At 59.8% G+C, this 12,639-nt stretch carries 14 protein-coding genes and 1 pseudogene; 8 read left to right on the forward strand and 7 right to left on the reverse strand.

Features of this window, described 5'->3' with window-relative positions:
• Positions 1–275 (reverse strand): annotated as a pseudogene (locus tag VK725_RS00185) (aminopeptidase N); the annotation flags it as partial.
• 67 nt (positions 276–342) lie between these two features.
• On the opposite strand from VK725_RS00185, the gene VK725_RS00190 reads away from it, so the two are divergent.
• The 6 genes from VK725_RS00190 (at position 343) to lptA (ending at position 5,309) form a co-directional block, all read left to right on the forward strand.
• On the forward strand, positions 343–1,350 hold the full coding sequence (locus VK725_RS00190; protein WP_325316052.1) for an aldose epimerase: 1,008 nt from the start codon (positions 343–345) through the stop codon (positions 1,348–1,350).
• A complete protein-coding gene (locus tag VK725_RS00195; protein ID WP_325316053.1) occupies positions 1,347–2,297 on the forward strand; it encodes a pyridoxal-phosphate dependent enzyme in 951 nt (316 codons plus the stop codon). The genes VK725_RS00190 and VK725_RS00195 overlap by 4 nt, the downstream gene beginning before the upstream one ends.
• Before the next feature lie 191 nt (positions 2,298–2,488).
• Complete coding sequence (locus VK725_RS00200) at positions 2,489–3,289, forward strand: hypothetical protein (RefSeq protein ID WP_325316054.1); 801 nt, start codon at positions 2,489–2,491, stop codon at positions 3,287–3,289.
• Positions 3,290–3,313: 24 nt separating this feature from the next.
• On the forward strand, positions 3,314–4,057 hold the full coding sequence (locus VK725_RS00205; RefSeq protein WP_325316055.1) for an MHYT domain-containing protein: 744 nt from the start codon (positions 3,314–3,316) through the stop codon (positions 4,055–4,057).
• Between the two features lie 65 nt (positions 4,058–4,122).
• A complete protein-coding gene (locus VK725_RS00210; protein WP_325316056.1) occupies positions 4,123–4,701 on the forward strand; it encodes a DNA-3-methyladenine glycosylase I in 579 nt (192 codons plus the stop codon).
• A gap of 2 nt (positions 4,702–4,703) precedes the next feature.
• Positions 4,704–5,309 carry a lipopolysaccharide transport periplasmic protein LptA gene (gene lptA, locus VK725_RS00215; protein ID WP_325316057.1) on the forward strand — a complete coding sequence of 202 codons (606 nt, stop codon included), beginning with the start codon at positions 4,704–4,706 and terminating at the stop codon, positions 5,307–5,309.
• A 23-nt stretch (positions 5,310–5,332) separates the two neighbouring features.
• Here lptA and bioC read toward each other — a convergent pair whose 3' ends face one another.
• Genes bioC through bioB form a run of 5 tightly spaced genes read right to left on the reverse strand, consistent with a single transcriptional unit; the run spans position 5,333 to position 10,000 of the window.
• On the reverse strand, positions 5,333–6,214 hold the full coding sequence (gene bioC / locus VK725_RS00220; RefSeq protein WP_325316058.1) for a malonyl-ACP O-methyltransferase BioC: 882 nt from the start codon (positions 6,212–6,214) through the stop codon (positions 5,333–5,335).
• The gene (bioH, locus tag VK725_RS00225) at positions 6,211–6,984 is read right to left on the reverse strand and encodes a pimeloyl-ACP methyl ester esterase BioH (protein WP_325316059.1); all 774 of its coding nucleotides are present in this window, start codon (positions 6,982–6,984) and stop codon (positions 6,211–6,213) included. The genes bioC and bioH overlap by 4 nt, the downstream gene beginning before the upstream one ends.
• Positions 6,981–7,757 (reverse strand): sulfurtransferase, encoded by a 777-nt coding sequence (locus VK725_RS00230; RefSeq protein WP_325316060.1) that lies wholly within the window; start codon positions 7,755–7,757, stop codon positions 6,981–6,983. The genes bioH and VK725_RS00230 overlap by 4 nt, the downstream gene beginning before the upstream one ends.
• Before the next feature lie 28 nt (positions 7,758–7,785).
• Positions 7,786–8,970, reverse strand: a complete 1,185-nt coding sequence (bioF, locus tag VK725_RS00235) for an 8-amino-7-oxononanoate synthase (protein ID WP_325316065.1) — start codon at positions 8,968–8,970, stop codon at positions 7,786–7,788.
• Positions 8,957–10,000, reverse strand: a complete 1,044-nt coding sequence (gene bioB, locus VK725_RS00240; RefSeq protein ID WP_325316061.1) for a biotin synthase BioB — start codon at positions 9,998–10,000, stop codon at positions 8,957–8,959. The genes bioF and bioB overlap by 14 nt, the downstream gene beginning before the upstream one ends.
• Before the next feature lie 136 nt (positions 10,001–10,136).
• Between bioB and VK725_RS00245 the strand changes: the two genes are divergently transcribed.
• Both VK725_RS00245 and VK725_RS00250 read left to right on the forward strand, forming a co-directional pair.
• A complete protein-coding gene (locus tag VK725_RS00245; RefSeq protein WP_325316062.1) occupies positions 10,137–10,343 on the forward strand; it encodes a hypothetical protein in 207 nt (68 codons plus the stop codon).
• 15 nt (positions 10,344–10,358) lie between these two features.
• Complete coding sequence (locus tag VK725_RS00250; RefSeq protein WP_325316063.1) at positions 10,359–11,111, forward strand: ComF family protein; 753 nt, start codon at positions 10,359–10,361, stop codon at positions 11,109–11,111.
• Between the two features lie 111 nt (positions 11,112–11,222).
• Here the strand turns inward: VK725_RS00250 and VK725_RS00255 are convergent.
• The coding region (locus VK725_RS00255) for a TnsD family Tn7-like transposition protein (RefSeq protein ID WP_325316064.1) at positions 11,223–12,639 on the reverse strand (1,417 nt) is incomplete at its 5' end.

Here is a 12,639-nt window from a genome sequence, read left to right on the forward strand (position 1 = left end):
GCGCCATCCACTTCCAGCACGCTGTTTTCGTACCGATAGCGGTTGGCATCCAGTGCGTGGCCGTCGAGCGAAATGGCCAGCAGTTCCAATCCTTCGCCGTCCAGTCGCAGCGGCAGGGACTGTTCGACATCGCGTCGAAGCACAAGACGTGCAGTCACCTCGGCGGCATCGATACCTAGATCGACATCCAATTCGACCGTATCGACCGACCACGGCGGGCGGCGGTAGTCACGCAGGCGGATCGGGGTGGCGGCGGTTTCATTCGCTAGAGTCATACTGCACATGGGCCGAGCAAGGACGGATCAGGCTAACATGCGGGTTTCCCCCGGCAGGAACAAGCGGATGACAGCATTCAGCATCGAGCAGGCGCGGTTGGGGACGCAAGATATCGTGATTCTCCGCGACGCCGCGCGCGGGCGCTCAGTACGGCTCGCGCGCCACGGTGCGGCGTTGATCGGTCTGGAGCAGACGATCGGCGGCGCGGTGCATCAGCTTGCCGACGGCTACCGCGATGGCCCCGAGATCGAGAGCCGCCCGAGTTCGCGTTACGCGATCATGGTGCCCTTCGCCAATCGCATCGACGACGCCCGCTACACGTTCGATGGCCAGTCCTACGACTTGCAGCCTGGTGTGCAGGGCGCCGAACGCGCCGCCAGGCACGGCTTCGTTCGTGGCGTGGATTTCGACATCGCTGCACCGCATGCCGATGCGCAGTCTGCGCAAGTCACGTTTACGACCTCCGTGATCCGGCCCGGCAAATTCGCGGGTTATCCGTTCGCCATCGATCTGGCCGTCACTTTTACGCTTGATGCAAGTGGCCTGTCATTGTCTGCCCGCATGCGCAATGTTGGCGACAAGGCGGCACCGTGTTTCTTCGGCTGGCACCCGTATTTTCGCGTGGGCAACAGTAGCGTCGACACCTGGGAACTTGAGATTCCGGCGACGGCATTCGTGCGCATGAACACCGACTCCATTCCGTTGGCGGGGGCTGAGGCTTATTTAGCTATCGAGCAAGCTCCGCGCGCACTGGATTTCCGCCAGGCCAAACCGATTGGTGCGACAAAGATCGATAACGCTTACGCCCATCTCGTGTACGGCGCGGACGGACGCGCGCGCACACGCCTGCGCGACCCGGCGAGCGGGATACGCATCAGTGTTTGGCAGGAAAGGGGTGTGGCGCTCGCATTTACCGCGGACACGGTGACGCGCGATGTGCGCCGTTCCGTCGCGCTGGAGCCGATGGAAAGCATGTCCAATGCATTCAATCGCCCCGACTGCGCGGATGCGATTCGTCTGGAGCCGGGTGCCGAACGGGAATTTCGTTGTGGCGTGGAGATCGATGTCGCATGAGTGTGCCTTTACCGACGATGGATCAAATCCGCGATGCCGCCGCGCGCATTGCGCCTTACGCCGTCTTGACGCCCGTATTGCGCAACGCCGCGCTCGACGAGATGGTTGGCGCGCAACTGTTTTTCAAATGCGAAAACCTGCAACGTGGGGGTGCCTTCAAATTTCGTGGCGCCTGCAATGCCGTGTGGTCGCTCTCCGATGAGGAAGCGGCGCGTGGCGTGGTGACGCATTCGTCCGGCAATCACGGCAATGCGCTCGCCATGGCTGCCGCCACGCGCGGTATTCCTGCGCACGTTGTCGTGCCGGAAGGCGCGGTTCTGGCCAAACTCGAAGCCATCGAAAAAGCGGGCGCCATCTTGCATCGTTGTGCAGCCACGACAGCAGCGCGCGAAGCGAAAGCGGCCGAAGTGCAGCAGGCGACCGGTGCCATTCTGGTTCATCCCTATGCCAACACGCAGGTGATGGCCGGGCAGGGCACGGCAGCGTTGGAATTGTTGCGTCAGGCCGATGGTCTGGATGTGCTCATCACACCCATTGGCGGCGGCGGTTTATCCAGCGGCAGCGCGATTGCCGCGCATGGCATCGATCCCACCATCAAGGTATTTGGCGCGGAACCGGCCGGTGCCGACGATACGGCGCAATCGCTCGCGCGCGGTGCGCGCATCGACCACTTCGCCGCGAACACTATTTGCGATGGACTGCGCACCCTGGTCGGCGAATCCAATCTCGAAGCGCTGCACACGCATCGTGTCGAAGTCATCACCGTTACCGATGAGGAAAGCATTGCCGCGATGCGCGAACTGTGGCGTTCGCTCAAGCTAGTGGTGGAAGTCTCCAGCGCCACAGTCTTTGCAGCCGTGCTCAAACAGCGCGAGCGTTTCGCGGGCAAGCGTGTCGGCCTGGTGTTGACCGGCGGTAATGTGGATCTGGATGCGCTGCCCTGGTAGCAGCACGTTCGAACGTGCTTGCGATCATGTTGTGAACCACGCCCGAAAAATCTGCAAGATTCGCGCCAGAAATGTCATCGCGTGTTTTCGCACGTGATGAATCATGATGCTAATCACGCTTTCCTTTTTTTAAATCACTCATCCTCCCGGCTCACAATCTGATCCCAGCATCGAGCAACAGGGGGGGCCTTATGGTCGAGCTGGAAATACAGGTCCACTCTGACCGCAGAGAGGGCCTGCTCGCCGAGCTTGGGCACGTTGTAGTCACCAATCATTTTTCGCTGTTGCGTCAGCGGCTGACACAGGACAGCCGTGGTGCGTGGCTGTCCATGCTTGTGCGAGGCCCTGACGAGCAACGCTTGGCGCTGGAAGAAATGCTTGGAACACACACGCGTGTGTTGAGCTTCGAGGCGGCTTTGGCTGGCGAAGTGACACCTCTTTCGGCGCCAGCGACATCCGTTCCGAAAATCACTGAAACGATGGCCCAGCCGGTGGCGGAAGAACCCGCACCGATGCGGGAACCGCCCGCTGCGCCTACGTCACCGGTGACGCCGGACATCTCTCAGGTCGAGCACATCCTGCCCAAGCTTGCGCAGGATTATCCGCATATCTACCCGTGGCTCGTCGCGCTCGAAAACAGCGTGTCGGATTCGGTCCGCGAGTCCTCGCTGATATTGGCCGGGCGACGCACCGGTGCATGGGTCTACAAACGCGACTATGCGATGGGCGCCAAGTTGGGCTTAAGCGATGCGATTAAACGCATCGGTGTGCCGGCGCTGAAGCTGCTCGCCGATATCGAACAGCACGGCGTGCACATCAACGTGCTCAACAGTCCCTTGTGCACGCCGGGTGTGCAGTCGGGCTGCAAGTTCTACGGCGGTTATCTGGAAGGTTTGCTCGGCGCATCCGTAACGCCCAAGAAAGTATTCGTTCGCCATCTGAGCTGCAGAAGCACCGGCGCGGCGCACTGCAGTATGGAAATCTCACATTAGTAGCGTCATTCCGGGGGAATCGACATGCCTATGCCAATGACTTACAACTGGCTGCTCGTTTTGTTGTCGTACGCGGTTGCGGTACTGGGCTCGTTCACCGCGCTGCAACTTGCCGTGGCCATTCCGCTGGCGCGCAATCCGCGACAGAAAACGGCAGCGGTCGCCATGGCAGGAGGAGCCATGGGGCTTGGCGCCATCTGGGCGATGCATTTCATCGCCATGCTTGCCTGCGACAGCGGCATGGATGTGACCTATGACCCCGCGATCACCGCGCTATCGGCCGTCGTTGCATTTGCGGCCTGTTCCGGCGGCTTGCTGCTGGTCGGAGACGGTCAGTTCAGCTGGTTGAAGTTGGCTGGCGCGGGAACATGCATGGGCGTGGGCGTGGCCTCGATGCATTATCTCGGTATGGCAGCGATGATGATGCCCGCCACGATCAGCTACGACTATGGCGTGGTCTTCCTGTCTTTTGTCATCGCCGTGGCCGCATCGATGGCCGCGCTCTGGCTCGCGTTCAATCTTCGCGGTCCGCTGCAGATGATCGGGAGCGCCCTGGTGATGGGTGTGGCCGTGTGCGGCATGCATTACACCGGCATGGCAGCGGCGACGTTCCAGGACAACGGCGCCCAGTTGCCGGATGGCTACGCCGATGGTCTGCGTGTCGGCAATCTGGGCGTCACCATCTTCGTGATCGCAGCCACTTTGCTGGGTTTGACACTGGTGCTTCATTACTGGCGTCAGCGTTACCGCTCCAGCCTTACCATTTAAGGATTCCTCACCATCCTCGGGTGCGTGGCGCTATTCTGTTCTCCTCGGAATCAGGGAGAGCCGCAGTGACGTCACGCATTCGCTGCCATTGGGCGGCCGACGGTGAGCTAATGCAGTCGTATCACGACACCGAATGGGGCGTGCCGTTGCATGACGACCGCGCACTGTTCGAGTTTCTTTGTCTGGAAGGAGCGCAGGCGGGGCTCTCTTGGCGCACCGTGCTGCACAAGCGCGATAACTATCGGCGCGCGTTCCACAACTTCGACATTGCCCGCGTCGCCGCCATGAAGGATCGCGAGCTGGAAAAGCTCCTGCTCGATCCGGGACTTATCCGTAATCGCCTAAAAATCACAGCGGCGCGCGATAATGCCAAGGCAACGCTGGAAGTCATCGATGAATTCGGTAGCCTCGATGCTTACCTGTGGTCATTCGTGAATGGCAAGTCCATTCAGAATCGTTGGCAGGGCAGAGGCGATGTGCCGGCGAGCACGCCGGTGTCGGATACGATGAGCAAGAATCTCAAAAAGCGTGGCTTTCGGTTTGTCGGCACCACCATCTGCTATGCCTTCATGCAAGCTACCGGCATGGTCAACGATCACCTGATTGAATGTTTCAGATACAAGGCGTGCGGAGGAAAACGCTAACTATGGCCTCATACATTATTTCCTCTACCATGCGCGCCGCGCGGAGCGTTCTGCTGATCGGCGCGGCCGCTGCCTTTACACTGGCTGCAGTATCGGCTTATGCAAAAACCGGCGATCGCAATCAGCCGATGAACACCGCGCAGGATCACCTCGACGGCTTCAATGCGCCCAATACCATCACCACGCTCACTGGCAATGTGCTGGTCACACAGGGCACGATGAAGGCAAAGGGCGACGTCGCGAAGATTTATCTGGATGCCGATACGCAGGTAAGCCGCATTGTCATGACCGGTAAACCGCATGCGCATATCGAGCAACTGGACGACGACAACAACCTCATGACGGGCGAGGCACCCACGCTCGATTACGACAACATCAACGGCATTGCCGTGCTCTATCCGAATGCGGTTGTCATTGAGCAGAACACGGGCGAAGCCCGCGCGGACAAGATCACCTACGACACCAACACCACGCATTTCACGGGCGTGGGCAATGTCAGCGCAATTTATTATCCAAAGCAAAAATCCGATAAAGGTGCGCCGGCACAATCTGGCAATGGGAAGCCCGCTTCGGCCGGTAGCGCGGCGGAGCCTGTGTCGCACACATAAGTCAGGTGCCACATAAGCGGCGCTTAGCGTCGCCGTGAGCCGCGCAAGCTGTCGATGGAGAAGCTCGCAATCTCGCCGCCATCTTTCGCGCGGCGCGACTGACCCGGCGGCGGTCCCCATGCGTGCGCCGTCACCACCTCCCACGTTGCCGGAATGCGGCCATCGACGCGCATCGCTTCGTAAGCGGCAAGCATGCGTTGAAAGTGATGTTTGCCCGTGAGTGCGCGTTCGCGACCACGGTCGGCGTGTGTGGCGCCCAAGCCTTTGAGTTCGCGCAGCAAGGCTTTGGGTTCGCTGTAGGTCAGCGTGTAGCGATCCACGTCCAGCACCGGATCGCGCAGACCCGCGGTAATCATCGCGTCACCGACGTCATGCATATCCAGAAACCGGCTGACGTGGGAGTGCTGGTCGACCGAGGCCCACGCAGCGCGCAATTCGCGCAAGGTATCGGGACCGAAGGTGGAAAACAGCAGCATGCCGCCAGGCTTCAGCACGCGCACACATTCGCCGAACAGCGCGGGCAGGTCGTCGATCCACTGAAAGCACAGATTGGAATGCAATATATCGACGCTGTGATCCGGCAACGGCAATGCAGTTGCCTCGCCGCACACGCGTACAAAAGGCTTCAGCCAGCCGGCGTGCGCCTTGGCGGCGCGCAGCATGGGCAACGCGGCATCGACCGCGATCACCTGTGCCTTGGCATAACGCTTCTTCAGCAGCGCACTGCCGCGACCTGTGCCGGCGCCGACGTCGATCACGCGTTCGGGTTGCTGCAGATAGAAGTCGAGGCGTTCCAGCAACAATTGCTGTACTTCGCGTTGCAACGCATCGTGTTGCTCATAGCTCGTGGCAGCGTGGCCAAAGTTGGCACGCACGCGCTGGATATCGACGTGAAAGTCGCTCATCGGGTTGTCTCAAGCCAGGGCAGCAGCGTCTGCGCAACGGTATCGGCATGACTGAGAAAAGGTGCGTGTCCTGCATGTGCAACCACGTTGAACTCGCCCTTGCTTGCGTCAGCGGACCATTGCATGGCGTTGGGGTGAACAAGGCGATCGAGCCGCCCTGCGGTCCACCAGCTTTTCCCAGCTTTCAATGTCGGCAAGCCGACGCGAAGATCCGTTTCATCGAGGATGCGAATGCCATCTTGCAGTATGCGCATATTCGGTTCGCCGCGCGAAAACACTTCGGCGCGCAAACGGCGCAATTCGCCGCGCGGATCGGGGCTGCCCATCACTTCCAGCGCTAGAAAACGATCGATGGTGGCGTGGTAGTCCGTTTCCAGATCCGCAGCCAACTGCTGCACCAGTGCGGGATCTCTGCCATGCGGCCAATCGGGGGCGCTGGTAAAGCGCGGCGTTGCGCAAAGCATGGCGAGGCCTTGTACGTGTTCCCCCAGATTCAGCGCGGCACTCAATGCAACAAGTCCACCCATCGACCAGCCGAGCCATGCGGCGGGCGGCGTAGCGTCGGCAATCGCGCGTGCACAGATATCCGGCTGCAGCGACAGCGCGCTGTCACCCGAGTAACCGTGGCCGGGCAGGTCGACCACATACATCGTGCATTGCTCTTGCAGCACATGAATCAAGGGCGCAAACACACCGCCGTGCATGGCCCAGCCGTGAATCATCACCAGCGGTATCGCGCCGCTGCCATGAACCTCGATGTGCAGGTTCATGCGGAAGTCGCCTTGGTGTCATTTCCCGCGTCGGGAGGCGAAATCGGTGAGGGCTCGAGCGCCTTGTCCACCGCGCCGCGTTCGTCAAACACGAAACAATCGCCGTGCCAGTGTGCCCCGCCTACTTCTTCGAAGTATTTCAGAATGCCGCCTTCGAGCTGAAACACGCGCTCCATCCCGATGTCCTGCATGTGCAACACGGCTTTCTCGCATCGGATGCCGCCCGTGCAATAGGACACGATTGTTTTGCCTTCGTAACGCGACTGATCGTCGGCCAGCGCTGCCGGCAGTTCGGTGAAGCTCGCAATGCGGTAGTCGACGGCATGGGGAAACATGCCGACGTCGGTTTCATACGCGTTGCGCGTATCGAGGAGCACGACTTCGTGACCGTCGTCATCGTGTCCCTGATCGAGCCAGCGCTTGAGCGTGGCCGGATCAACAGCTGGCGCGCGGCCGCCTTCCGGCCGGATCGTGGGCCGACGCAGGGTGATGATTTCCTTCTTCAGGCGCACGCGCATGCGCTTGAATGGCACGTCGTCGGAGACCGATTCCTTCGCTTCCAGGCCGGCGAATCGCGGGTCTTCGCGCAGCCATGTCAGGAACGACTCGATCGCTTCGCGCGAGCCAGCAAGAAACAGGTTGATGCCTTCGGGCGCCAGCAATATGGTGCCCTTCAGCGCCAACGCTTCGCATTGCGCAAGCACGCGTGCGCGCAGCGCTGGCAGATCGTCCAGGCTGACGAAGCGGTACGCGGAGATGTTCAGGGTCGACATAGACGGGACGGGGATGCTCAAGGTGCAATTATACCGGCGCGTGCACCAGCCGCAGGGATTCAAGCGCCTGCAGCAGCTGGTCGATGTGCGATTCTTCGTGAGCAGCAGACAGGGTGATGCGCAGCCGTGCCTGCCCTTGGGGTACCGTAGGTGGGCGAATCGCGACCACCAGCAGGCCTTGTGCTTCCAATGCGCGTGAGGCGTCCAGTGCCCGTTGCGAATCGCCGAGCAAGAGCGGCTGGATCGCCGTGCGCGATGGCATCAGCGGCAACCCAAGTTCGCCTGCGCCACGGCGGAAATGCTGGATCAGATGTTGAAGTTTTTCGCGGCGCCAGCTTTCCTGGCGTGACATATTCACCGCACACCGTGTCGCCGCGGCGAGTGCAGGTGGCATGGCTGTGGTGTAGATGTACGTGCGCGCAAACTGGATCAGGCCGTCGATAAGCGCGGCAGAACCGGCGACAAATGCGCCGCTGCATCCGAGTGCTTTGCCCAATGTGGCCATCAGCACGGGAACGTCCCGTTCGCTCAAATTCGCTTCGGCAACGCTTCCTGCGCCATCTTCACCGAGTACACCAAGTCCGTGCGCATCGTCCACCATCAACGTGGCGCCTTCGTTCGCGCAAAGCGAAGCGAGCTCGCGCAAGGGTGCGATATCGCCGTCCATACTGAAAACGCCATCGGTTGCCAGCAAGGCGCAACCTTCGGTTTGACTTTGCAACTGACGCGATGCTGCCTCGACATCGGCATGCGGGTAACGTTTGAGTGTCGCGCCAGCAAGCTGCGCACCGTCGAGAAGGCACGCATGATTGAGTTTGTCCTGCACGCACAGTTCGCCGCGCTCAAGGAGTGCCTGTATCACACCCAGGTTGGCCATATAGCCGGTGGAGAAAAGCAACGCGCGTTCGCGTCCTGTCCATTCGGCCAGTGTTTCTTCCAGCGCGGCGTGTTCGCGGCGGTGGCCGCAGATCAGATGGGCCGATCCACTGCCGACACCGTCTGCATCGGCCGCCTGCTTCAACGCGGCGACCAGTTTGGGGTGTTGTGCAAGACCCAGATAGTCGTTGCTGCAGAACGAAAGCAAACGGCGTCCGTCGCTTTCTATGAACGCACCGTCGGTTTGCGTAATGGTGCGCAGGCGCCGTTGCAACTGAGCCTGCGCACGTTCGGCCGTCTGAACGGCCAATCGTTCGATCAGGTCAGGCCGCGGCACTGCAGCCACAGCCTTGCCCGCAACTCGCCGCTTCCGTCTCGATGATGTCGGCGTGTACGGTGCCAGCTTCTTCGGCGACTTCCAGCGCATGCAGGTCGAGGCGGCGGAATAGCGCGCGATCGTGTTCGACGTCCGGGTTGCCGGTGGTCAACAGTTTCTCGCCGTAGAAAATGGAGTTGGCGCCGGCGAAGAAGCAAAGCGCCTGCACGGCATCGTCCATCTGCTGGCGGCCTGCGGATAAACGCACCATCGATGCGGGCATCAACATCCGCGCCACGGCAATCGTGCGTACGAACTCGAACGGATCGAGCGCATCCGTACCGTAGAGCGGCGTGCCTTCCACCTGCACCAGCTGGTTGATCGGCACGGATTGCGGATGCTCGGGCAGGTTGGCGAGCGTTTGCAGCAGACCGGCGCGTTGTTCGCGCGATTCGCCCATGCCGACGATGCCGCCGCAGCATGTTTTCAAACCCGCTTCGCGAATATGTTCCAGCGTGTCGAGACGATCCTGATAGTCGCGCGTGTGGATGACCTCGCTGTAAAACTCCGGCGCGGTATCCAGATTGTGGTTGTAGAAATCCAAACCGGCATGCTTGAGTGTCTGCGCTTGCGTATCGGTCAGCATGCCCAGCGTGGCGCAGGTCTCCAGACCGAGCGCTTTCACCGCCGAGACAATTTCCGCGACCTGGGCGACGTCGCGATCTTTCGGGCTGCGCCATGCCGCGCCCATGCAGAAGCGGCTGGCACCGGCATCCTTCGCCGCCTGCGCGCGTGCGACCACCGCATCCACTGCCATCAGTTTTTCGGCCTTGACCCCGGTGTGATAACGCGCCGCCTGCGGGCAATAGCCGCAATCCTCGGGGCAGCCGCCGGTCTTGATCGACAGCAGCGTGGAGACCTGCACCGCGTTGGGATCGTGGTTGGCGCGATGCACGCCATGTGCCCGATGCAGCAACTCATTGAAGGGCAGGGCGAACAGCGCGACGACTTCGTCGCGGGTCCAGTCGTGGCGAAGAGCGGCTACGGACATAGGCTGGGAAATCCACAAAATGCGCGGCCTATAAGTGTGGAAGTGCCCCGAAAGGCTGTCAACTAGATACGCCATGGAATGGTTGACGGCCACAAACCCATTACCATGGCCCATCCACCCAGCAAGGACGTGATTCATGAGTGCAGGTCAGGGCAGTACGGGCAATGTGATCGCCGCGGTATGCAGCTTCTTCATCCCCGGCCTGGGGCAGCTGGTGCAGGGGCGATTGCTCAAGGCGATCGTCATGTTTGTGTTGGCCGCGGCGCTGTGGGTGATCTGGATGGGCTGGATCATTCACCTGTGGTCGATCATCGACGCGGCCCTCTACAAGCCGAGCAACTGAGGCAACGCATTGCGCATGGAGGCGCTGAATCGACTGACCGCGCCGCTGCGCCGCTGGGTGTTGCCATGGCGTTGTCTCCTGTGTGCGGATGCCGGTGCGGACGGCATCGATCTTTGTCCGGCATGCATCGCGGAATTTCCGCGCAACACACATTGTTGCGCGCGCTGCGCGTTGCCATTACCTGTGTCTGTGCCGTTATGCGGCCAGTGTCAGCGCAGGGCGCCGCGGTGGCATGCGGCGTGGGCGCCGTTTCGTTATGCGTGGCCGCTAGACCGTCTGGAAACGCGATTCAAATTCGGTCGCGATCTTGCAGCGGGCCGGGTCCTCTCGACACTATGGGAACGCGAAGCGCGACGATTGCCGCTGCCGCAACTTATTGTGCCGGTGCCGCTGCATACGCAACGCCTGCGAGAACGTGGCTACAACCAGGCGTTAGAGTTGGCGCTGTCGCTGGCGTGCGCGTTGAATGTGCCTTGTCGTCATGATGTTCTGCAGCGCGTGCGAAGCACGGGTGCACAGACGACGTTGAATGCAATGGAACGTCGCCGCAATTTGAATGCTGCATTTGCGTTGCGCGATGGTGTCGGTTTACCGCCGCATGTCGCGTTGCTGGACGATGTGTTCACCACAGGCGCAACGCTGGCCGAATGCACGAAGGTGTTGAAACGCGCGGGTGTTGCACGCGTCGATTGTCCTGGCAGAATAGTTATAACGAATTTGGGTATAGTTATCATTAATCTTAACAACTCCGAAGAGTTGGGCAAATAAATAGCAACAATTGCGGTCTGCTGGAGACTTAGACGCGCGTATGGCTCCGCATTCCACGGCTGACGGGGTCCGATGCGGATTACGCGGATTACTGATCGTGACAAATCAGTGCTAAGGGTAATACATGATTTGGCGACTGCTGGAGGGCTCGCATTGCTTGGTGCATGAATTAATATCAATGCCGGCTAGCCAAAGGTAGGGCATTAATTCGGATAGCGGTCTATGGATTTGGTTTGCAATCGCGAACGCGGAGGGCATCCTTCCCATTCTCTTAAAAAGCTTGCGTGCTACATGCGCCGCTTGCCGCACTCGAAAAGACGCTTGCGATTCAGCGTACTGTTCCAACGCTGCTTTTGTTCTTGGGCGTCGACTGACAAGATGCCTCAATTGCATCGCCCTCACGACTGTGCTTGGCTTAACTTGAAACATGCGATGCACTTGTTGTTCGATGAGGCGATTAACCACTTTCGGGACAACCGCTGCCCAATGGCGGTCGCGCTTTTTCCAGTCAGACGACGAAAGGACTACCTTTCGACCGGGACCTCTTGCCTTTTCGGGATAATTTTCGGCAATCCATTGAGTATCGAACGTGTTCAACCATTTTTGCGAAGGGCCCAACTTCCGAGTAATTAACGAGCGTTTCAAACCCTGATCGATGAGGGTCTTAGCTTTGCGTCGAAGCCTTTCTCGTCGGATCGTAAAAAGGCCTCGCTTTCGGGCGTCACGTGCTTCCGGGTCACTTAGGCATACTTTGTAAATTGAGGACAGCGAAAGCCCTGTTATTCGCACAATCTCCCGAAGTTCCATTCCTTGGGCGAAAAGAGTTTTGGCTACCGGCACGGCTTTCTGTTTCGCGAAGGTGCGCAATGGTTGGATTAGGTCTGGACAATGCGTCGCTAGCTCACGAACAACAGTTGTCCAAGGCCTGCCACACTCACGACTCATGCCACTTATTCGTCCTCGATGACGCACATAAAGTCGCCTTAGTTCGACTCCGATATTCGAGCCAACAATGTCCCCTTGATACGTCGCTCCGGAAATGATGACCGGTTCCACCACTCTGGTTTCTGACAACGCTGCACGCTTCAACGTATCGATGTCACCAAAAAGAAAAGCGATCAATAGGACATAGCGCTCGACGGAAAGCCGCGCTTTGCGCACGCCGCACGCATGACGCGAGAAGGTCTCAGACAATAGACGTGGGGATTTAGCGGTAGGCGAGACGTATGATGGTCCTGCAAAATCTGTTAACTCCTGGCCAAGCGCGTGCCACGCAGAGGCACTCGCTCCATAGCGGCGAATAACCTCACCCCGTAACGTGGTGCACAACAACGAGAGATCTAGCGGCGTCGGATCTTTCAGCGCTTGCGAGGCAACGTGCGCGATGAGCTGACCCGCTGTTTCGTTTGTCCACGCTGCCTCGGGAACGATCGTCTCCGGCTTCCCTTTGCAATCGCACGATGGTTCGGGAAGTCGCATGGCAAGCGATGTCCATTTTGGATTGCATTGTGAACATGTGGCAACGAGT

The sequence above is a fragment of the Dyella sp. genome (genome assembly GCF_035486915.1).
In the GTDB taxonomy this organism is placed as follows: domain Bacteria; phylum Pseudomonadota; class Gammaproteobacteria; order Xanthomonadales; family Rhodanobacteraceae; genus Dyella_B.